This is a genomic window from Zymobacter palmae, from assembly GCF_003610015.1.
Taxonomy (GTDB): Bacteria; Pseudomonadota; Gammaproteobacteria; order Pseudomonadales; family Halomonadaceae; genus Zymobacter; species Zymobacter palmae.
The window spans coordinates 612,908-634,061 of record NZ_AP018933.1; the positions used below are offsets into that span (position 1 = coordinate 612,908).

The 21,154-nt window shown below is 56.0% G+C and carries 17 protein-coding genes and 8 tRNA genes; 17 read left to right on the forward strand and 8 right to left on the reverse strand.

The window, feature by feature from the left end; translation table 11 throughout:
* Positions 1-246: 246 nt before the first annotated feature.
* Entirely contained in the window at positions 247-978 is a 732-nt protein-coding gene (locus ZBT109_RS02715; RefSeq protein WP_027704913.1) for a hypothetical protein, read from the forward strand.
* A 538-nt stretch (positions 979-1,516) separates the two neighbouring features.
* Here ZBT109_RS02715 and ZBT109_RS02725 read toward each other — a convergent pair.
* The 5 genes from ZBT109_RS02725 to msrB all read right to left on the reverse strand — a co-directional run bounded on the left by ZBT109_RS02725 (position 1,517) and on the right by msrB (position 6,767).
* On the reverse strand, positions 1,517-1,792 hold the full coding sequence (locus tag ZBT109_RS02725) for a hypothetical protein (protein WP_027704915.1): 276 nt from the start codon (positions 1,790-1,792) through the stop codon (positions 1,517-1,519).
* Positions 1,793-2,020: 228 nt separating this feature from the next.
* Positions 2,021-2,923: a protease HtpX gene (gene htpX / locus ZBT109_RS02730; RefSeq protein WP_027704916.1), complete on the reverse strand. Its 903-nt coding sequence runs from the start codon at positions 2,921-2,923 to the stop codon at positions 2,021-2,023.
* 160 nt (positions 2,924-3,083) lie between these two features.
* Positions 3,084-4,301, reverse strand: coding sequence for a pyridoxal phosphate-dependent aminotransferase (locus ZBT109_RS02735; protein WP_027704917.1), 1,218 nt, complete (start codon positions 4,299-4,301; stop codon positions 3,084-3,086).
* Positions 4,302-4,843: 542 nt separating this feature from the next.
* Positions 4,844-5,836: a ribosome biogenesis GTPase YlqF gene (gene ylqF, locus ZBT109_RS02740; RefSeq protein WP_027704918.1), complete on the reverse strand. Its 993-nt coding sequence runs from the start codon at positions 5,834-5,836 to the stop codon at positions 4,844-4,846.
* A 484-nt stretch (positions 5,837-6,320) separates the two neighbouring features.
* The gene (gene msrB, locus ZBT109_RS02745; protein WP_027704919.1) at positions 6,321-6,767 is read right to left on the reverse strand and encodes a peptide-methionine (R)-S-oxide reductase MsrB; all 447 of its coding nucleotides are present in this window, start codon (positions 6,765-6,767) and stop codon (positions 6,321-6,323) included.
* 339 nt (positions 6,768-7,106) lie between these two features.
* On the opposite strand from msrB, the gene ZBT109_RS02750 reads away from it, so the two are divergent.
* The 6 genes from ZBT109_RS02750 to ZBT109_RS02775 all read left to right on the forward strand — a co-directional run bounded on the left by ZBT109_RS02750 (position 7,107) and on the right by ZBT109_RS02775 (position 7,634).
* Positions 7,107-7,182 (forward strand) — tRNA-Glu (locus tag ZBT109_RS02750).
* A 35-nt stretch (positions 7,183-7,217) separates the two neighbouring features.
* Positions 7,218-7,293 (forward strand) — tRNA-Gly (locus ZBT109_RS02755).
* A 4-nt stretch (positions 7,294-7,297) separates the two neighbouring features.
* Positions 7,298-7,373: transfer RNA gene (locus tag ZBT109_RS02760), tRNA-Glu, on the forward strand.
* Between the two features lie 15 nt (positions 7,374-7,388).
* Positions 7,389-7,464: transfer RNA gene (locus tag ZBT109_RS02765), tRNA-Gly, on the forward strand.
* A gap of 4 nt (positions 7,465-7,468) precedes the next feature.
* A tRNA-Glu gene (locus tag ZBT109_RS02770) sits at positions 7,469-7,544 on the forward strand.
* A gap of 14 nt (positions 7,545-7,558) precedes the next feature.
* A tRNA-Gly gene (locus ZBT109_RS02775) sits at positions 7,559-7,634 on the forward strand.
* 192 nt (positions 7,635-7,826) lie between these two features.
* Here ZBT109_RS02775 and ZBT109_RS02780 read toward each other — a convergent pair.
* Together ZBT109_RS02780 and ZBT109_RS02785 are read right to left on the reverse strand one after the other, a co-directional pair.
* Positions 7,827-9,125 carry an MFS transporter gene (locus ZBT109_RS02780; RefSeq protein WP_027705542.1) on the reverse strand — a complete coding sequence of 433 codons (1,299 nt, stop codon included), beginning with the start codon at positions 9,123-9,125 and terminating at the stop codon, positions 7,827-7,829.
* Between the two features lie 181 nt (positions 9,126-9,306).
* A complete protein-coding gene (locus ZBT109_RS02785; RefSeq protein ID WP_027705543.1) occupies positions 9,307-10,176 on the reverse strand; it encodes a helix-turn-helix transcriptional regulator in 870 nt (289 codons plus the stop codon).
* Between the two features lie 465 nt (positions 10,177-10,641).
* On the opposite strand from ZBT109_RS02785, the gene ZBT109_RS02790 reads away from it, so the two are divergent.
* From ZBT109_RS02790 to ZBT109_RS02825, 8 genes are all read left to right on the forward strand, one after another.
* Positions 10,642-12,036, forward strand: a complete 1,395-nt coding sequence (locus tag ZBT109_RS02790) for an MFS transporter (RefSeq protein WP_038278666.1) — start codon at positions 10,642-10,644, stop codon at positions 12,034-12,036.
* Between the two features lie 332 nt (positions 12,037-12,368).
* Positions 12,369-12,444: transfer RNA gene (locus tag ZBT109_RS02795), tRNA-Glu, on the forward strand.
* Between the two features lie 452 nt (positions 12,445-12,896).
* Positions 12,897-13,832: an ABC transporter ATP-binding protein gene (locus tag ZBT109_RS02800; RefSeq protein ID WP_027705544.1), complete on the forward strand. Its 936-nt coding sequence runs from the start codon at positions 12,897-12,899 to the stop codon at positions 13,830-13,832.
* Positions 13,829-14,602 (forward strand): ABC transporter permease, encoded by a 774-nt coding sequence (locus ZBT109_RS02805; RefSeq protein WP_027705545.1) that lies wholly within the window; start codon positions 13,829-13,831, stop codon positions 14,600-14,602. The genes ZBT109_RS02800 and ZBT109_RS02805 overlap by 4 nt, the downstream gene beginning before the upstream one ends.
* Positions 14,602-15,450, forward strand: coding sequence for an NADPH-dependent 7-cyano-7-deazaguanine reductase QueF (gene queF, locus ZBT109_RS02810; protein ID WP_027705546.1), 849 nt, complete (start codon positions 14,602-14,604; stop codon positions 15,448-15,450). The genes ZBT109_RS02805 and queF overlap by 1 nt, the downstream gene beginning before the upstream one ends.
* 68 nt (positions 15,451-15,518) lie before the next feature.
* Positions 15,519-16,076, forward strand: coding sequence for a nitroreductase family protein (locus ZBT109_RS02815; RefSeq protein ID WP_027705547.1), 558 nt, complete (start codon positions 15,519-15,521; stop codon positions 16,074-16,076).
* 131 nt (positions 16,077-16,207) lie between these two features.
* Positions 16,208-16,295 (forward strand) — tRNA-Ser (locus ZBT109_RS02820).
* 275 nt (positions 16,296-16,570) lie between these two features.
* Positions 16,571-17,107, forward strand: coding sequence for a DUF3916 domain-containing protein (locus tag ZBT109_RS02825; protein WP_038278671.1), 537 nt, complete (start codon positions 16,571-16,573; stop codon positions 17,105-17,107).
* 278 nt (positions 17,108-17,385) lie between these two features.
* On the opposite strand, the gene ZBT109_RS02830 is transcribed toward ZBT109_RS02825, so the two are convergent.
* The gene (locus tag ZBT109_RS02830; protein WP_051523954.1) at positions 17,386-18,798 is read right to left on the reverse strand and encodes an efflux transporter outer membrane subunit; all 1,413 of its coding nucleotides are present in this window, start codon (positions 18,796-18,798) and stop codon (positions 17,386-17,388) included.
* Positions 18,799-19,249: 451 nt separating this feature from the next.
* Between ZBT109_RS02830 and ZBT109_RS02835 the strand changes: the two genes are divergently transcribed.
* The gene (locus tag ZBT109_RS02835; RefSeq protein ID WP_027705549.1) at positions 19,250-19,948 is read left to right on the forward strand and encodes a response regulator; all 699 of its coding nucleotides are present in this window, start codon (positions 19,250-19,252) and stop codon (positions 19,946-19,948) included.
* 13 nt (positions 19,949-19,961) lie between these two features.
* Entirely contained in the window at positions 19,962-21,149 is a 1,188-nt protein-coding gene (locus tag ZBT109_RS02840; RefSeq protein ID WP_027705550.1) for a sensor histidine kinase, read from the forward strand.
* Positions 21,150-21,154 lie beyond the last annotated feature (5 nt).

A 21,154-nucleotide genomic window follows, 5' to 3' on the forward strand; every position in this document is an offset into this window, starting at 1 on the left:
TTTCTTCATGTGTAAGCGATCATTAAGCGTTCATCAGCGAGGATATGTGCCATCCAGAATCAATAGGTTGCCGCTGCGAGCCATTGCGTATCATTTGCATCTGATGTGGCGGACAGCATAGAGTAGCGACCTTGGTATGACTGTAATGGAGTAGGAATAATGAGGGCAGCCCAGCTATTGCATCGTCACCGCCGGTGGTCCACTCGTGCTTGGCGATATCTGTGCTACATGCTGGGTGCAGGGATAATGAGCGTATCGCCGTGGGTACAGGCCGACGGCACGCTGACCTATTTCATCAAGGCGCATCAGGCGGAAGAGTCCGATGTAAAAATCAAGATCGTGACCTTCCACAGTGTCGAGCCTGACCCGCGTCGCAATGACACCAACGTTAGCCCCGACGACCATCGCGAAGTGCGTGTCGACATCGAATACCCGATGGTGATGGGCATGGCTAACCGCGCCATGTCACGACGGATCAACAGTGTGGTGCATGACTGGCTGTTTAGTGGTTACGAACGTAAGGCACTCGGGTCTGCTGACATTGACGTGCTAGTCGATGCCGTTGTCGAAGGGCAGGTACTCAGCATCATCGCCGACAAGGAACGCTTGTCTCACGCTGAAATGATCCCGGAAACGGGTCTTGAAACCCGCCACTATGATCTTGGCAACGGTCACCAGATCACCTTCCGAGAGCTGTTTACCGATGATTATCACCCCCGCCTGAAGCAGCTGCTGACCCGTGGTACTCACGGTTCACGCCAGCAACAGATGGAAATGACCGCTGCCAACATCACCGATAACCAAGTGTTCTATATCGAAAGCGGCATGCTGTTCATCTATATCGGGGAAGCATCAACGGATTTCAGCCCCGAGTGGGTGCGTATCAAGCTGAGCGATCTCAAGGGCGTTCTCAATGAACAGCACCCGATGGTGCGCAACGCCTATGTAACACACCACTGGGTACTGGATGACGAGTAGCAAGTGTTATGGCGTCACGCACCACGTGGACGGTGCTTATCCGAGAAAAGCATGCCGGGGAAGGTAAGCGGAACGAGCGGCGGCGCTTAGCTGCACTGAGTAAGTTGATTACGGCAGTGATCACCGCCGTGAGCGCGCGCTCTGTAGGTACCGTGTGAAGTCGCTGTGAGACAGGCACGGATGCAGAAAGGCATATCGTTAGTTGAGCCGAAACTTACGGCCCAAGAGGCCGTGCTGCGATGGCGCGCCCTGCGTGCACCGTGCAAAGTGGCTTTGAGACAGGTGTGGATGCTGCAAGGCATATCACGGCGGTTGAGGTTGAGTCGAAGCTTGTGGCCGTAGCGGCAAGAGCTTCGATGGCATGCCCTGCATCTGACCATGCAGGGGCCATTTCGCTGGCCTTAACTAGGCACAGGGCACTCAGGGCCGAGCGAGCAGAGCGCTGCTATCAGGTGCGGTATTCCAATAGTGAATTCTACGACAGGCACTGGCTCGCGTTGCCTTGATCGCGGCTATAACACTGATCGAAAGCGTGGCGCTATTCCAGCAGTGAAAGCTGGCGCATTGCTGCCTGACCTTCCGGTGACTCACTGTCCACTTCAAGCACCTTGTGAAAGCCGCGTGATGTCTGAATATGGTGGACGTCGTCCACCCACGTCATGGCCTGCGTATAGTCTTCGGCCAACATGTGCTTTAGACCGCCGAACTGCGTTCCGATCTGCCCCCAGGCGCGGCTAACAATCCAGTCGCCAAACATGTCCTGATGCACATGCACCAGCACGTAATCATGGTCACTTTCCCAACGTACGATCATGTGGCCGAGGTTTCCGCTCAGTAAGAGGTAATAGAATGCCACCTGTTATCCACGTGTGATTGATGACAGGGGTAAAGGTCATTCTGACGGAATACGGCGAGTCTGCAAAGCCGACCGAGAAAAGAGACAAATATGGTCTGCGGTTGTCAGCGCTCAACGGATACGAAAAGAGGGTGCCGAGATATTGATCCCGGCACCCTCTTTCATGTTTATGAACGTCTCAACGGCTTAGCGATAGGCCGCCTGTTTCAGCGCATTGATGCGTTCGTCCAGCGGCGGGTGACTAGCAAACAGCTTCTGCATGAACGATGCCACCTGTCCCTGAGTGATGGCGAAGGCTGTCATTGAGTCTGGCATCTCATCGGGGCGCTGTGCGTCGCCTTTTAGACGCGTCAGAGCATTGATCATGGCGCCTGATCCTGCCAAACGAGCGCCTGCTGCGTCTGCACGATATTCGCGCCAGCGCGAGAACCACGCCACGATGGCCGAGGCTGCAATTCCGAAGATCACCTGCATGACCATCTCGACGAGGAAGAACGCCAGCTGACCCATGCCTCGCTCTTCGTCATTGCGGCGCAGGAAAGTGTCGATTCCCATCGCGACCAGACGGGCGAAGAACATAACGAACGTATTCACTACGCCTTGGATCAGTGCCAGTGTCACCATATCGCCGTTGGCTACGTGACCGATCTCATGACCAATGACGGCCCGCACTTCTTCCGGACGCATTTGATTGAGCAGCCCTTCAGAGACCGAGACCAGCGCACTGTTGCGGTTCCAGCCAGTGGCGAAGGCGTTGGCCTGCTGCATCGGGAAGATACCCACTTCCGGCATCCGGATACCGGCCTGCTGTGACAGCTCAGCGACGGTATCAAGCAGCCATTGTTCCTGACTGTTCTGCGGCTGCTGGATGATGCGTGTTCCAGTCGACATTTTCGCCATGGATTTTGATAGGAACAGCGAGACCACAGATCCCGCCATGCCGATGACGAAAAACGCTGCCAGCATGCCGAACAGGTTAGTACCGGTGCGGTAGCGCAGATAAACATCAAGCCCCGTCAGATGCAGAACGATACCCGCGATCAGCATGACGGCCAGGTTGGTGGCTAGAAACAGCAGCACCCTCATCATAAACGTACTCTCCTGTGTGAATGGCGGGTGAAAGCCCCACTATTCAAGGATGGACGAACAAGTGGCCTCACATGAATGAGACCACTGTGTATCAGCAATAGTTGCCTGATGGAATGGGGTTAATATAGGCCATATTCAAGCGCACCAACTGATGGGCAGCTTAACTGCGGCGGCGAGCCAAGAAATTGCCCAAACGCCCGATCGCCTCGACCAGCTGGTCTGCATACGGCAGTGTGACAATGCGCAGGTGGTCGGGATCAGGCCAGTTGAAGGCCGTTCCTTGCACCAACAAAATCTTTTCTTCCAACAGCAGTTCAAGTACGAATTGCTGGTCGTCCTTGATGTCGTATACCTCGGGGTCGAGGCGCGGGAACATGTAGAGCGCGCCTTTCGGCTTAACGCATGAGACGCCAGGGATAGCGTTCAGCGCTTCCCACGCCGCATCGCGTTGGGCGAGCAGGCGGCCACCGGGGCGTACTAGATCATTGATGGACTGATAGCCGCCCAGTGCGGTCTGGATCGCATGCTGTGCCGGTACGTTGGCACACAGACGCATTGAGGCCAGCATGTTCAGTCCTTGAATGAAGTCCTGCGCATGGCGCTTCTCACCTGACAGGGTCATCCACGCCGCACGGAAGCCAGCGCAACGATAGTTCTTGGACAGACCGTTCATGGTGATGATCAGCAGGTCATCGGCCAGCGTTGCCGTAGAAATATGCTGGGCACCGTCGTACAGGATCTTGTCGTAGATCTCATCAGAGAAAACTACCAGATTGTTTTCACGCGCTACCTGCAGCAGGTTGAGGATGACTTCGCGTGAATAGACGGCCCCTGTGGGGTTGTTCGGGTTGATCAGCAGCAGTGCTTTCGTGCGCGGCGTCACCTTGGCGCGCATGTCTTCGATGTCTGGCTCCCAGCCTTTTTCTTCATCGCAGCGATAGTGCACGGCGGTACCGCCAGCCAGATGCGTGGCGGCTGTCCACAGCGGGTAGTCCGGTGCAGGAATCAGTACTTCATCGCCGTTATCCAGCAGACCCTGCATGCACATCATGATGAGTTCAGACACGCCATTGCCGATGAAGATATCGTCGATACCGACACCCTGAACACCTTTGCGCTGGCATTCCTGCATGATGGCCTTGCGTGCCGAATAGATCCCCTTCGAATCGCTGTAGCCCTGGGACGTCGGCAGATTGCGCATGACATCTTGGAGGATCTCTTCAGGCGCTTCAAAACCGAACGGGGCAGGGTTACCGATATTGAGCTTGAGGATGCGGTGACCTTCGTCTTCCAGACGACGCGCGTGCTCCATGATCGGACCACGGATGTCGTAACAGACGTTGTCGAGCTTTCTTGATTTGCGGATCGGAGCGTTCATGTTCGGTTCTGCCTAGAGGGGGCTTGAAGGTGTAAATCAGTGGGCCGTGATCAGGTCCATGTCGAGAGGCCTCTACGGGATATCGACCTCAATGTATGAAAAGCAAGGGTGTGTACACGGCGAGCAGAAGGCTCGGCGTAGAAGTGGCACCGCAGGCGTATCACTCAGCATACCGTAGCGTGCTTTTGATATGCCACTTCAGTCGGGATTTTTTCTGAAGCCCCATAGAGATTGCATTTACGAGGCAGAATGCGACGCAATGAAACTGATCGGGTGTGTGGGAAACACCGCGTGCAATGGCATTCATTTGTCGCGTACGGCGCAGAAATGCTGAGTGTGCCGCGCAAGGTCAAAGAGGAGGCTTTGCCATATCTAACCGTCAGCAGATGTTTATAAGAGGAGGTGCTTAGCGCTAAAGGTCCCAAGAGGGCTATCAGAAGGCAAAGAAAGAAGGTATCGCCCCCGCATGATGCTTGTACGACAGTCGGTGTTTTGCGTCGGTAGCAGCAAGGGCGATGTATGGCACGATGTTACTGGCAGTGTCAGCTGTCGCTATCGTTATCATCCGTTTCAGGCAGAGTGTCCGGGCGAGCCGGCTCGTCCTGTGGGATATCCTGCGGCAACTCAAGCGTGATGCGGCCCAGTACGCCCTGACGTAGCTCATGCAGCAGCACTTCCGCACCACGGTGGATGTCCACGATGCCACCGGCCTTCAGACCGCCGCGCTTGCGAGCGATCGTATCCAACAGCGCATCGCCGTCAAAACCGGTGCGTGCCAGCAGGTCGATATAGCTGAGGCCGTTGTCATCCACCTCTATTTCGGGCTGCTCTGCTTCCTGTTTCACCGCTTTCCCCATGTCGAAAATGGGCAGTTCAGTCAGCTTGTAGCGTGCTTTCAGAGCATCAGGATAGCGGCGTGCCAGCTCCGCGACAGTGACTTTGGCTACGTCAGGGTAGTCCAGCGCCGTATCGCGAATGGCGCCGCTGGCGGCCAGACGATAGGCACTGGCTTGATCCTCAATCTTCGGCCACAGCACTCCGGGCGTGTCCGTCAGCGAAATGCCGTTTTCGAGCTTGATGATCTGCTGGCGCTTGGTCACGGCCGGCTCGTTGCCGACCTTGGCCAGCTTGCGCCCTGCCAGCCCATTGATCAGCGTTGATTTCCCGACGTTGGGAATTCCCATCACCATGACGCGTACGTCGCGGTCGGCGCGAATATGCCCGGCCAGCTCGCGGCACAGCTTGGCAATAGGCTTGAGTTCCCGTGCATTGGTGGTTGTGATCGCCAGTGCGCGCATGTTGGGCTGTGCGTTGAAGTAATCGCACCACTGCTGTGTCGCGATAGGGTCGGCCAGATCAGCACGCGAGAGCAGCTTAAGCACCGGTTTGTGGCGCGTCAGCTGAGCCAGCATCGGGTTAGCGCTGGAGTAGGGCAGACGTGCATCGAGGACTTCCACTACCACGTCGATCTTGGGCAGCGCCTGTTGGATCTGGCGCTGTGCCTTATTCATATGTCCGGGAAACCAGCCCAGCATTGCACTTCTCCATACATCATTCAGTGGCGTCGCCAGAACACCTTGCCTATCCCATGTCAAATGGAGCGCCGCCTCTACCTCAATGGCGAGCAGCGTTTGCCATTGGGTCAGCGCACCGAGGTGCATTGCAGTGACACGTGACAATAGAAAAGGCAGGAGGGTGACGACGTTATAACAGGGCATTCTACGCAGGATGGGCGAGAGATGCCTTCTTTATCATGGAACATGGCGTCTGCGAAGGATCTGATAAGCGCGCTGACGCTCGACCGCGCGGCCCACCACCTCTTTTGAAGGGACCCCAACCGCGCTGAATAGTGTGTCTAGAAGACGCCACGCAATCGTGCCGCGGGCTGCTTCATAACCTGAGTAATTGTCTTCGCCAGACTAGGTAAACGGTTTCCACCACACGTTTGTGGCTTGAAACGCCATTAATGACAGCGGTATTGAGGTGATGAAACATGCTCCTAATATCCTTCAAAACGGCCTATGTTCGATCCCCATCGCTTTCATTGTGCGTGCTGGCGTGGAAGCGTAGCGAAACCGAGTTGATGCAATAGCGCATACCCGTCGTGTTTTGCGGGCCATCGGGAAAGACATGCCCCAGATGAGCTCCACAGCGACGGCAGCGTACCTCGACGCGACGCATGCCGTGGCTTGTATCAAAGTGCTCCTCGATGTGGGCATCGGGCAGCGGGCGATCAAAGCTGGGCCAACCACAGCCAGACTCGTATTTATCGTCGTTGTCGAACAGCGGCGCGTCGCAGCATACACAGTGGAACGTGCCCGGAGTAGGCGATACGCGATAGTCACCGCTAAACGGCGCTTCTGTACCCGCTTGGCGCGTCACATGGTACTGCTCTGGCGTGAGCTGAGCTTTCCATTCCTGATCGGATTTATGAATGTGGTCGGCATGTCGCTTGTGGTGGGGCATGGAACACTCCTGAAGGAAAGAAGAGCGGAAACGGTATCGCGGGCGCTGAGCCGCTGCACAGTAGCCGATAACGCGAAGGCGACAGAGCAACATCGTTGGCCTTAGCATGCAGTGTGGCGGCCGCCCAAAGCCGACGCAAGTTTTAGTGAAAGGCTGTCTGCTGTAGGAGAATAAGGCACTGAAAGGCGCGCTGTTTCTGGAATGACGCGTTACAGATGTCGAAAGTGAAGCCCGTCGACACAATTCAATGACTCAAATATCAACGTCGTAGCTTGACACTTCACCATTATGCCGATAATATGCGCGCCATCTTGAGTTCACCGGAAACGGTTGCGATAGGTCCCATTCGTCTAGTGGCCTAGGACACCGCCCTTTCACGGCGGTAACAGGGGTTCGAACCCCCTATGGGACGCCACCTTTTCGGAAGCTTGAGGCAATAGGAAGTACTAAGCGGGAATAGCTCAGTTGGTAGAGCGCCACCTTGCCAAGGTGGAGGTCGCGAGTTCGAGCCTCGTTTCCCGCTCCAATGTGTCCCATTCGTCTAGTGGTCTAGGACACCGCCCTTTCACGGCGGTAACAGGGGTTCGAACCCCCTATGGGACGCCACTTCTTCCTAGATATGCGGGAATAGCTCAGTTGGTAGAGCGCCACCTTGCCAAGGTGGAGGTCGCGAGTTCGAGCCTCGTTTCCCGCTCCAGTGTGTCCCATTCGTCTAGTGGTCTAGGACACCGCCCTTTCACGGCGGTAACAGGGGTTCGAACCCCCTATGGGACGCCACCTTCTTCTGTTATGCGGGAATAGCTCAGTTGGTAGAGCGCCACCTTGCCAAGGTGGAGGTCGCGAGTTCGAGCCTCGTTTCCCGCTCCAGTTTTTAGAAAAGCCCTCGTTCACATCGTGAGCGGGGGCTTTTTATTTTTCAATCACATGCATTCACTGCGTGTGGGTGCTTTCCTCTTTGATACACATCATCACTCGATGGCCTGACATCAATTTAACACATGGCGCTCCCCGTTCATCTCTCGCTATTTGGTGGGTAGAACGAGGAGCGTTTATGCGATTCTAACGATTGACCACCTTCGCTGGCAGGGCCACTACCAGCAGCGAGCTGGCGAGCAGGCACACGGCAAAGAACCACATGGCGCCTCCGGCCTGTCCGCTTAGCTGCATTGCAAAGCCCATAACAGAGTTGCTGACCAGCCCGGCGATATTGGCCAGTGAGCAGGCCAGCGCGAAGCCTGTTGCTGCGGCCGTCCCTTTCAGAAAGGTGGCGGGCAGGCTGAAAAAGACGGGAACGGCACCGATCACCATGGCTTGTGCGATTGAGAACAGTAGCACCGTGGCCCATGTGCTGTGGGTGAAGAATGTGCTGCCCGCCATGGCCACTGCGCCAATAACGAACGGTATGATGATGTGCCAGCGACGTTCGCGATGGCGGTCAGAGCTGGCGCCGATGGCGAGCATGCCGATAAGGGCCGCCACGCTGGGCAGCGCCGTTAACAGGCCGATATGGAAGGCGTCGCTGATGCCGGTCGCCTTGATAAAGGTGGGCATCCAGAACCCTAACGCATAGGCGGTCAGCAGGATTGAGAAGTCAATACCGCCCAGCATCCACACCTTCAGGTTCCAGAAACCGTCTCTGAAACGATGGCGCGCAGCAGGCATCTCTGCTTGGTCCTGGGCCAGCACAGCGTCGATCGTGGCGCGTTCCTGTTCGTTCAGCCAGCGTGCGTGGCGTGGTGAATCTGGTAAACACCAGAAAGCGAGAATGCCCAGTGCAATGCTGGGCAAACCTTCGAGCAGAAATAGCCACTGCCAGCCGTGTAGGCCATGCAGGTCATGGGCGGCCTTCATGATCCAGCCCGAAAGAGGGCCGCCAATGACGGATGACAGCGGTAGACCAATCATGAACAGCGCAATGATGCGACCACGGCGCTGACTGGGAAACCATTGGGTCAGATAGAACAGAACACCGGGTAGGAAGCCGGCCTCGGCAGCCCCTAAGAAGAAGCGCAAGATATGGAACTGGAGCGGTGTTTTGACCAGTAGCGTGCAGGCCGACAGAATGCCCCAGGTCAGCATGATTCTGGCGATCCACAGCCGTGCGCCGACGCGCTGTAGTGCCAGATTACTGGGCACTTCCAGTAGGATATAGCCCAGAAAGAACAGCCCCGCTCCCAGACCGAAGGTGGCTTCGCTGAAGCCCAAATCGTCCAGCATTTGCAGTCGTGCAAAGCCGACGTTGATGCGGTCGAGGTACGCCGCGAGATAGCAGAAGCATAGGAAAGGCACTAACCGCCACGTCACCTTGCGAAAGAGTGATGCGTGGTCGTCGTCGGGTAAGGTCGTCGTCGCGGACATTACCGATTCCTCATCAAAAGAGCCGTAAGACCGTGGCAGCCCGTGCTGCCCCAAGGACGACTACCTTATGCCTTATCCCTCATAGCGTGAAGCGTCTTGGGGCAATATCCGTAGCCCGTCACGATGAACGTGTTTTCGCCGCTAAGCTCATCGTGGGAAGGACGCTTGGATTGAGCGCGCCCTATGGCTGGGCGGACGCTTGGTCAGCGTTTGGTGACACGAGTTGCTGCAACCGCTGGAAGTCGGCATCGTGCTGGGGGTAGTAGACGTTCAAGCGGCTACTGGCATTGCCGTTAGTGTGCCACCACAGTTGCTTGTCCAGCGCCATTATTCCTAATTGAGCATGACGATAGGTGTAGGTCACTTCTTCCGGCTGCAGTACGGTATTGGTGCTCCATGCGGTATGGAACAGTGGTGACTGCGCTTTAAAGGCGCAAATCCGTTGCTTCAGCACGTCGTCATTGGGGCGTTTGGCGAGAGTGTCTCGTAGAAAGCCCGCCATGCGGGTTATTCGCAAAGCGAGTGTTTCTTCGCTGTCGATGCAGGCAAATCTTTTCCATTGAGGGTGCGTGATCGTCAGGTGAAGATAGTTCTGTGCTTCGGCAGGAAGGTCGTTTAGGTCGAAGCCGATCATCAGCTGAAACGCATCGTTGTATGCCACGATGTCTAGGTAGTCGTTCGCCAGTAGCGCGGGCAGCGGGTTGAGCTGCGTCAGCAGTTGCAGCGTATGCGCTGATGTCGTCTGGCAGGGCGCCTTGTAGGTGCGTGTCTGCGGGAAGATCAGGTTGTGCAGATATTTGCGTTCGGATTTGGTCAGCCGCAGAGCGGAGGATATGGACGCGAAGGCCTGCGCAGAAATGCCCGCTGCCTGTCCGCGCTCTATCTTGCTGTACCAGACGGTACTGATGCCGGAAAGATCGGCGACGTCTTCTCTTCTCAACCCTGTCGTACGCGTACGTGCCGGTCTGGACAGCCCTACCGCTTCGGGTGAAATGCTTTCTCGCTTGGCCCGTAGAAAATCACCTACCCATTTGAGATTGTCCGGGTGCATTCATTAGCCCTATACAATTTATACATGTCTAAACTGTTTCTTGTGCGGTGCAGCGCAGAGAGCATAATGCAGTCCAGCGATTAAGAACAGGTAATGATGGCGTTGAATATATAATCGAACGTGTGAAAAGGTGCCGGCTATTCTTTCATGATCATTATTTATTAAATAAATATCACCATCGAAAGGGTGGGGGCATTAGATACTTGGAAAGACGTCGAGTGAATATCGTGATCGCATGCGAAAATGCAGGTGGTTATCGGCGGAGTGCTGCCTATAGATACCCGATACATTACGTTTTTGGGTACCGTTAAGATCGACCAACGCCGTGTGAAGGTATAAACCTTGGAGCGTTTCCAGACGCGAGGTAGTCTTTATAAAAAATATTTATGAGCCATGTAAATTTTGCTTTTAAGTATATGTTTGGTGTCATCGTTTTTTATCTAATTATTATATGGGCATGCAAATATGAAGCATGGAAATAATGTCAGCGGGCTGTCTATCGTCGCGGTACTGCTTCTCGTTATCGGACAGGTGTTACCACAGGTAGATTTCGCGATCGTGAATGTATCTCTTGATGTGCTGGGTAAGGCACTGAATACGGATGAGACCGGGCTGGTACTGATCGTGGCGCTGTATGGCCTGAGCTTTTCTGCGCTGATCACTACGGGCGGCCGCTTGGGAGACAAGTACGGCAGAAAGCGCCTGTTCATGGTAGGTATCGTCGGGTTCTGTGCCGCGTCGGCGCTCTGTGGCCTTGCGTCGGGCATTGTATCGATGCTTCTCGGGCGCGTGCTGCAAGGCGTATTTGCTGCGCTTTTGCTGCCTCAGATACTCGCCACGATCCATGCCACGCTTGAGGGTGAACGCCACCGCTATGTTGTCGGCATCTATACCTCAATCGGTGGACTATCTGCCATTCTTGGTCAGGTGGCAGGGGGCTGGCTGGTCTCCGCAAACTTGTGGAACCTAGGATGGCGGGTAGCCTTCTTTATTAATGTGCCCATCTGTCTCGTTATCTTTATGTTTGGCTGTCTGACCATCCCTGAAACGCGCTCGTCGGACACCCGACAGAGTATGGATCTGGGGGGAATCGCCCTGTTCATTTTGTGCCTGCTGTCCGTCATGGTGCCGATATCCCTTGGCGGACGATGGCATGGGCTGTGGTGGTGGCTGGCGGCGACGGTGCCGTGTGCGTTCTTGCTGTGGCGGGTCGAACGCGGCCATGAGCGGGCAGGAAGAAAGGCGATTCTGCCTCCGTCGATGTTCAGAGAAGCAATGGTCAAGAACGGGTTCGTACGAGAAATGACGGTCACTTTCGCGTTCCCGGGATACCTGTTCGTGACCGCACTGTGTCTGCAGAGCGAGCTTGGTTTTACACCGCTTGAATCGGGAAATGCATTTGTCGCGCTGGGCGCGATGTTCTTCATCGGCTCGCTCATCAGCAAGCGGTTAGGCCAGTGTCTCGGTGATCACCTATCGTACGCTTTGGGTGCGCTTCTAACGGTGAGCGGTTTTTTGGCGACAATCTGGCTGTTCTACCACTTAAACCACCGCCTGACGTTCTATGACCTGTGGGGCGCGACGGGTGTTATTGGGCTGGGCAATGCCATCATGCTGACGTCGGCCTATCGGCTGACGCTTTCCCATGTGGATAGGCGCTATGCCAGCGAAGTGAGCGGTGCGCTGGCTACCGTGCAGCAAGGTTGCTTCGCCTTGGGTACGGCATTTGCCGGGGCACTGTATGCGGAAATGCTGAGACACGGTGGTCTGAATGCGGTGATGCTGTCCATCGGTGCACTGGCATCGCTGGTGGTGCTTGTCGCTATCTGCTTAGCGATCCATGTAGCGCGTCGACGGTAGGCTAACAACGGACAGGGTGAGCATGTCGACGATGTGCCTCTGAAGAAAAAACGAGGGCATAGGCGCCATTCTTGGCTCAGTAGCAGACTGTGCGGGATGTCAGGGGAGAGGAAGCGCCCATACCTTTCTAGGCTCAGGCGTTCTAGACCGGGCTCGCTTATCCTTTGCTTCCATGGAACGCAGTGATGACCTTTCGCTCGTTTGGCCTTCCTGCTAATAAAGGAGGCCGGCGGGTAAAGAAGGTCGTGCTGAATAGTTGACCATTCTGCGCATAATGGGCATAATGGCGGCATTCCTATTCAGGAATCTGCTGTCTTTCTGACAGCCAATGCGTCCCATTCGTCTAGTGGTCTAGGACACCGCCCTTTCACGGCGGTAACAGGGGTTCGAACCCCCTATGGGACGCCACTTCTTTTCCCCCCTTTGTTAGTTTCTATTTGCATTCCTTCTAGCGGTCTTCGCTGCTGCAATATATTCGGCTTCCCCTTTTGCTCGAACGATTCGTCGTGTTGCATGCCATTCTGCCGCCGAGCTTGGCCGCTCTGCTATAAAACAGGCCGGTCGATGCGCTTAAGTCTGCAACCGTTCTCACTATTTTCGTATAGATACGCCATACTATGGGCATGTCAGTACCGTAGCCCACTTTTTGAATGCTGCTGTTCCCCCACTATGCTGAGTCTATAAGGCGGGTATCGCTATGTTCGCGGTGTGCGGGCTTTTTTGTTAGCATGCAAATAAATGCGGCCTTTGTAGGCCGCTATCCTCGATTCGGCCGGATGCATGGGCTATGCCATACTGCCGTCCAAATTTTCTTCTCTATCCACGGATATGATCATCCACCGCTGCACAGGGAGTGACGCATGGGGACTCCAGCGCTTTCCATCCGCGGGTTGACCAAGACCTACGGTACTCACCAAGCCCTCAAGGGCATTGACCTTGATGTGGCTGAAGGTGACTTCTTCGCTCTGCTTGGCCCTAACGGGGCGGGTAAATCGACGACACTCGGCATTCTTAGTTCTTTGGTCAACAAGACCTCGGGTAAGGTCGAAATCTTCGGGCGCGATATCGACAGGGATTTTTCACGCGCCAAGTTCGACATCGGTTTCGTGAACCAAGAGTTCAACTTCAACCAGTTTGAGAAAGTCGAAGACATCATCACCGCGCAGGCGGGCTGCTATGGGATTCGTTACAAGGTCGCCAAGGCGCGTGCCGAGCAGCTGCTAGAAGATCTGGGGCTGTACGAGAAGCGCAATGTGGCTGCGCGGATGCTTTCGGGTGGGATGAAGCGCCGTCTGCTAATCGCTCGTGCGCTGGTGCATGAGCCACGCTTGCTGATTCTTGATGAGCCGACGGCCGGCGTCGACATCGAGCTGCGCCGCAGCATGTGGGAATACATGCAGCGCATCAACCGCGAAAAAGGCATGACGATCATTCTGACCACGCACTACTTGGAAGAAGCTGAGAGTCTGTGCCGTAACATCGCCATCATCGACAAAGGGCAGATCGTGCAGAACACCAGTATGCGCGCACTGTTGCAGCAGCTGGATACCGAAACCTTCATTCTGGATACCGAGCGTTCGCTGGCACAGGCGCCGATGCTGGAAGGGTTCGAGCTGCGCCGCCTTGATGACATGCAGCTGGAACTGGTCGTGCCTAAGGGGCGCAAGATCAATGACGCTTTCGCGCAGCTCTCTGAGCACGGCATTGAGGTGATGTCGATGCGCAACCGTTCCAACCGCCTCGAAGAACTGTTCGTTTCACTGGTAGATCACAAGGGAAGAGAGATTCGCGGATGAATGCCCAGCAGATCATGGTCGCGCTCTGGACGTTGACCGTTCGAGAAGTTCGCCGTTTCATGCGTATCTGGCCGCAGACGCTGTTGCCGCCATCCATCACCATGTCGATGTACTTTCTGATCTTCGGCAGCATGATCGGCTCGCGCATTGGTAACATCGATGGTGTGGCGTATATCGACTACATCGTGCCTGGCCTCATTATGATGTCGGTCATCACCAACAGCTATTCCAATGTGGCGTCATCGTTCTTTGGCACCAAGTTCCAGCGTTCGGTCGAAGAGATGATGGTGTCACCGATGCCCAGCTGGGTCATCCTGACCGGGTTTGTGATTGGTGGCATGGCACGTGGCCTGTTGGTTGGGCTGATCGTCACGATCGTATCGCTGCTGTTCACCACCGTGCACGTGGCACATCCGCTGCTGACCATCTTGGTAGTAGTCGTGACGTCAGCAATGTTCTCCATCGCAGGCTTCATCAATGCGCTGTTCGCCAACAAGTTTGATGATATCTCGATCATTCCGATCTTTGTGCTGACCCCGCTGACCTACCTGGGTGGTGTGTTCTATTCGATCAACGATCTGCCCGAGTTTTGGCGCAACGTGTCGCTGATCAACCCCGTGCTCTATATGGTGAACGGTTTCCGATACGGTATCCTGAACATCGCCGATGTGGGTATCGGTTGGGCGCTGGCTGTGATCGTGCTTTTCATCGTGGTCATGTTCTTGGCGGCGCTGTACATGCTGGCGAAAGGTAAAGGAATCCGTAGCTGATGAAAACGCAGTCCGAACTTCTGGTTGATGCACCGCTGGGGCATGAATCAGCCTATCCCGAGCAGTACGATGCGTCGCTGCTGTTCCCAATTGACCGTATGCCTCAGCGACGCCCGTTGGGTATCGTTGATGCTGCTGCACTGCCGTTTGTGGGCGTTGATGAGTGGCAGGCGTTCGAGATTTCCTGGCTGGAACCTTCTGGACGGCCGAATGTCAGAATCGGGCGTTTCACTTTGCCGGCGCAGTCGCCTAATCTGATCGAGTCCAAGTCGTGGAAGCTGTACTTGAACAGCTTCAATCAGACCGCATTCGTTTCAGAAGACGAGGTCGTGGCACGTATGACGCGAGATCTCAGTGCCGCCGCCGGTGCGCCGGTTAGCGTCGAACTGCTGAGCGTGGAGGCTTCTTCGCTGGCAGGGCAGGCGATGCCGGGCGAGTGTCTCGATGATCTGGACGTTGCCATCAAGCACTACACGCCCACGCCGGAACTGCTGACCAAGGCGTCGGAGGAGATTGTCGAAGAGACGGTATATTCGCACCTGCTTAAGTCCAACTGCCCCGTCACAGGGCAGCCTGACTGGGGTGCCGTCGTCATTCGCTATCGCGGGCCGCGTATGGCACGCGACGGGCTGCTGGCCTATCTGATCTCCTATCGCCAGCACCAAGATTTCCATGAGCACTGTGTCGAGCGTATTTTTGTGGATATTATGTCCCGTATTGCGCCCGAGTCGTTGGTGGTAAGTGCACGCTATGTTCGACGAGGCGGGTTGGATATCAACCCGACGCGCGCCACGCCGGATCATGCTCTGACGGCGTTGCCCGCTTGGCCGCGCCTTATCCGCCAGTAAGGTGTGCGCACGTTCCCTTCACCATGAAGCTCCGGTTTACCGGAGCTTCTGTCATCAAGAGGTTCTTCATGCAGGCTGATACGTTACTGTTGCAGCGTCGTTCATGTGGTCGCCTGACCGATCCCGCCCCTTCAGCCGAGCAGCTTGATCTGCTTTACCGAGCCGCGCTGCGTGCGCCCGATCACGGTGCGCTGGCCCCTTTTCGCTTTGTCGAGATCAGTGGGGAAGGGCGAGCGACGTTGGGGCGGCTGATGGCTGCATCGCTCAAATCGCGTGCTCCAGGCACCTCGAATGAAACACTGGCGGCAGTCAGCCAGAAGCCACTGACGGCACCGCTGATTATCGCGGTTATCGCCCGCGTTGAACGCACCGAGCGCATCCCACGTCAGGAACAGGTCATCACGGCAGGGTGTGCGGCACATGCCATGCTGTACGCGGCTTACGCGCAGGACCTTGGTGCGTTTTGGCGTACGGGGGATTACGCTACCGACCCGCTGGTACGCGGTGCTTTCGAACTGAAGCCGATGGATGAATTGGTAGGCTTCATCTATCTGGGAACGCCCGCCACGGAACCACGTCCTCCGGTGGCCCTTGAGCCAGCCGATTTCATCGAATACTGGTCGTGATGTTCTACGCCGTGATCGCCGTGTTATGTCCTTAGTGGATGTTTTGTGTATAGGAATCGGGGGAGAGGGGTTGCAATCCCGATGTAAGGCGGTTAGTATACGCACCACTTCGATGTCGCAAGACATTGAACGGAGAGGTGTCCGAGTGGTCGAAGGAGCACGCCTGGAAAGTGTGTAAGTCGAAAGGCTTCGAGGGTTCGAATCCCTCCCTCTCCGCCACTGATTTGATGAAAAAGCCGCTAGGTTCGCCTAGCGGCTTTTTTTGTTTTTATCTACCCTCTTTCCTATCCATATCTGTCTTTGTCACCTTCCTTCTGTCATTGCGAAGCGGCCGTTTGGTCGACATGGCGCGATCGCGTCTCTTTCACGCGTGTCTGTTCCGTCTCACCCTGTCTAGGCCGTTACCGTACCCTCGCGCTGCACGCCGTGCGGCTACTGTGCTGGCAAGCACGTGGCGGGCAGTTACCAGAACGTCAATTGCATAGGGGCATGTCATGGCTCGATCACTTTCGTTTACTCACAAGAAGCTGCGCGGCGTACCGCGTCGTCTGCGGGCGATCAGCCGTTGGGCCGCATCCTTTGAAGGATACTTTCCGACCCTAACGGATGAGGACTATGCACACGGCTATTGGAGCATCAAGATTCCCGTTGCGTGTGCGTTAGTAGAGGGCAAACAGACCTCTTCCGTGCTGCAGGCCTACTGTGCACAGGAAATGATCGCGGCGTGTGCTCACTTAACCGCTGCCAAGCCAGCGGCACTGTCTGAGTGCCGAGTCACCTGCTGCATCGTTCTACCCAGTATGTTTGCCAGCGAGCTGTGTATCTATACGCGTGAAGACTATTTTCAGGCTCACACGGAACCCGGCGAGAACCACTTCGGGCGACGATCCCTTATCGAACATCAGCGACTCAGCGATGAGTGGGCGCTGGCATTGCCATCAAATATGGAAGAGAAGGGTCTATTGTTCGCCAGTGATGACTATCGTTGTGAGCGGTGGTACTTCGGTGAGTTAGCGGCGCATGCCGAGTAACCTCAACACGGTCACACCGATGAGGGGGGGATTCACATGATGCTGCAAAGCTCACCGTTGCGCCACTGGGTCACCGTGACATGGCGCTGATCCTTTTGGCTTTGGGGCGCGTTGTTGTGCTGAACAATGAAGAAGATCGTCTGGCGAGCTAGCTGTCGCGGGCTAGTAAAGGAATCTGGGCGAAGAAGGTGTCAGCGCTAGACCTTCCGTGGTCATGCAGCGCTGACAAAACGGGGCATCTTTAAGAAAGATGCGGAAAGAGGAATAGAGCCGTGCCGTTAGGTGGCTGGCCTCATATGAGACAGCAGGGCCTGTCTGTCCCAGCCTCCGCCGAGCGATTTGTAGAGGGTGATCAGATTGAGCTGCTGACGCAGCGACACCTGGATCTGCGCTTGCCTTGCATCGCGCCATGCTGTGCGGGCACTCATCATGTCGATACGACTATCGCGTCCGACCTGAAATCGTTGGTCGGCAAGCTGTGCGCTTCTGTGTTGAGCCTCGGCCTTGCGTTGGGCGGCCTCGAAGTCCTGCCGTAGGGTAGCTTTGGCGCTCAGACTGTCCGCTACTTCTCGGAACGCGCCTTGAATTGCTTTTTCATACTCTGCTACGGCCATATCCTTTTCGATCTTGGCGACCTCCAAGTTGGCCTGATGAGCGCCGAAATCGAACAGCGGTAGCGTCACGCTCGGTGAAAACGACCAACCGCGAACTGAATCGTTGAACAGATGGGCCAGATCGTTGCTTGCGCGGCCGTATGATCCCGTCAGTGTGATACGCGGGAAGAATGCGGCGCGTGCGGCGCCGATAGAGGCATTGGCGGCCATCAGACGGTCTTCGGCGGCGACGATATCCGGACGGCGTGTCAGTAGATCAGCCGGCAGCCCTGCCGGAACATCACCGATGACCTGTTCAACAGGGGCTATCGCGGCGCTAGGAATGTCGGTGGGAAGCTCGGGAACGCCGAGTAGCTGCAGCAAGGCGTGTTCATCCAGTGCTCGCTGTTGCTCGTAGCGGGCAACGGCTGCGATGGCATCCTGTTCCGCAGAAAGGCTCTGTTGATAGGCTCGCTCATCGTCGAGTCCCTCGGCAGCGCGCTTGTGCGTCAGCGCCGTGGTCTGCTGCTGATCTTGCAGTGACTCGCGCGCTAACGCGAGCAGTCGCTCATCGGCTCTCAGCGATAGGTCCGTGGTGGCGACGGCAGCCGTCAAGCTAAGCTGAGCTGCATGGCGCGAGGCCACGGACGAGAAATAGTCCGCAAGCGCTGCTTCCTTGAGGTTGTGTACGCGACCGAATAGGTCCAGCTCATATCCTGAAATCGCCAAGCCATACGTTGCCGTGTCAGAAGAGGACTCGGGACGGATGTGCTCTTGGCTGATCTCGGCGTTCAATGCGGGCCACTGTTCTGCAAGACGAATGCGGTACTGGCTCTGCAGACGTTCTGACGTTAGCGCGGCAAGGCGCAAGTCCCGGTTGTTGGCGAGTGCCAACGTAATCAGTTTGCGCAACCGTTCGTCCGTATAGAAGAGAGAGCCATCTTCCAGCACGGCAGTGGAAGCCGTTGCAGATGTGTCCTGAGTTGAATAGTGGGCTGCAATGGGCGCGGCCGGACGTTCGTAATCGGGCGCCAATGAGCAGCCTGTCAGGGCACAGAGGGTTAACAGACAGCTGGTACGATATAGCATAGTGTTCATATAACGCCCGTCATATTCAAAGGACAATCATTCATCTACCATTGCCTTACATTCATTTTCATGACAATAAATCGGTATGATTACAATAAGGTAATGATCACCCGCGATGAATAACAAATATCCTTGGATGGAAATTAAAGGGGGAATACATTGTCGGCAAGCCCCGATGCTTATGACTGCGCTTGCCACAGTGGAAGTCCGCTCGCTGCGCGTCTACGGGCTGTAGACATGTGCTTTTAAGAAAACTGTCTATTCTTCTCTTAAATAATGCATGGCATTAAATTATTTAATTGAAATGCATAACATCATTTTCTATGATGAAGCCCGATTGATGATAAGAGTAAGGCTCGGTATTGATAATAAATATGAGCTGAAATTGGAAGCGATATTCTCATTTTGGAATCAAGAGAATATTGACGGACTATCAAGATATCATGAAGAGAGCGGGTCTATGAGTCAGCGCAGAGTGTTGATCGTCGAAGACGATTTTGATGGCGCCGAGGTATTAGGTGCTTATCTGAAGCGAGATGGTTTTCAGACGCGCCACGTTGCCGATGGGTACCAAGCCTTAGAGCAGCATGCACAGTGGCGCCCCGATCTGGTGCTGCTGGACATCATGCTGCCCGGTCTGAGCGGTAATGATGTCATGGCCGCAATCCGCCAGCATTCGACGACGCCCGTCATCATGGTGACGGCGGTCGGCAGCGAGTCGAACCGCATTAACTCCCTGCTATACGGGGCCGACGACTATGTGGTCAAGCCCTACAATCCCGGCGAGGTCGTCGCGCGCGTTCATGCCGTGCTGCGGCGCTGGAGCGGCAGTGCCCAGGACCGTCGTCAGTGTCTGCGGCACGGCAATTTGGTGGTCGATGTTGAAGCCGCGCAGGCATCCATTGACGTGGATGGAGCCTGTCAGCCGATCGACCTGACGCGTACGGAGTTCAGCATGCTGGCCATGCTGATGGCTCGGCCTACGCGCATGTTTTCGCGTGCCGAGCTGTTGGAGCGCTGCTTGCCTGAAAGCGATGCGCTGGAACGCGTGGTTGATGTGCATATCTACAATCTGCGCCGCAAGCTGGAACAGGCGAATGTGCAGGATGTCCTGCTGACCGTGCGCGGCCTGGGTTATCGCTTCAGCAACGTCTCGTGAGAGAGTGCGCCTCATGATTGGATTGCTTCGTAAACGCAGAGTGCGCCCCGGTGCGCCGCTCTGGCGCTGGATCGGCGTGCGCATGATTGCGTTGGCGATGTCGGCCATCCTGTTTGTCTGTGGTGGAATGTGGCTGCGGTTCGCTTGGTGGGAAGGGCACTTGCGGGCCAAGATTCCTGCGCCCGTGCGTCAAGAGCTGGATATGCTCGAAGCGCAGCCTCGAGGAGACCGCCAGCGTCTGCTGCAGATCTATGGGGAGTACATGTACGGTGAATACTTTACCAACGAGTCTGAAAATAAGGATCTGCTGTTCTTTGGTGGCTTTATTCTGCTGTCGATTCCGCTGATTCTTGTTGGCGGAGCATGGATGTCACTGCGCCTATCGCGTCAGCTCAGTGCGGTGGCCATTTCGGCCGATCGGATCGCCCAAGGTGACCTCACCTCCCGGGCTGCACTGGCGCAGCACTCGCCCGAGGCGCTGCGCAGCCTGACGGATGACTTCAACCGTATGGCCGAACGTCTGGAGCGACGCGAGCGTGAGCTGCAAGCCTCTAGTGCGGCTACGGCGCATGAACTACGAACTCCGCTGACGGCTGCCAAGGGACGTCTGCAGGGCATGCTAGACGGTGTCTTCGAGCCTACCGCACAGAATTTCCAGCTGATCATGCGTCAGCTGGACCAGTTGAACCACCTTATCAATGACCTGTATCTGCTCTCGCTGATCTCGGCGGAACAGTTAGCACTGTCACCGAGCGATTTTGCCGTGCGGTCGCTGTTGGAAGAGCGCATGGCGTGGGCGGCTCCACGGCTGCGAGAGCTGGGTATGCAGGCTCAGGTCGAGGCGGATGATGCGTTACAGCTGCGCGCGGACCGGGATCGACTCGGTCAGGTGGTGTCTATCCTGCTCGACAATGCCATGCGCTACGCGGCCTCGGGGGGCTGGGTCATAGTACAGGCACGGTTGCAGGAGGGGGGCGTGATCATTGCCGTCGATGATGGCGGTCCCGGTTTCGCTCCCGAGCATCTGGCGCGCGCATGCGACCGGTTCTGGCGAGCGGAAAGTTCGCGTTCGCGGCATGCAGGAGGCAGTGGGTTGGGGCTGGCGGTAGCGGCCGCGATTGTACAGGCGCATGGCGGTCATCTGTCCGTCCATAACCGTGACGGCGGGGGGGCTTCTCTCCGCATCCTCCTGCCTCATTAAGAGAA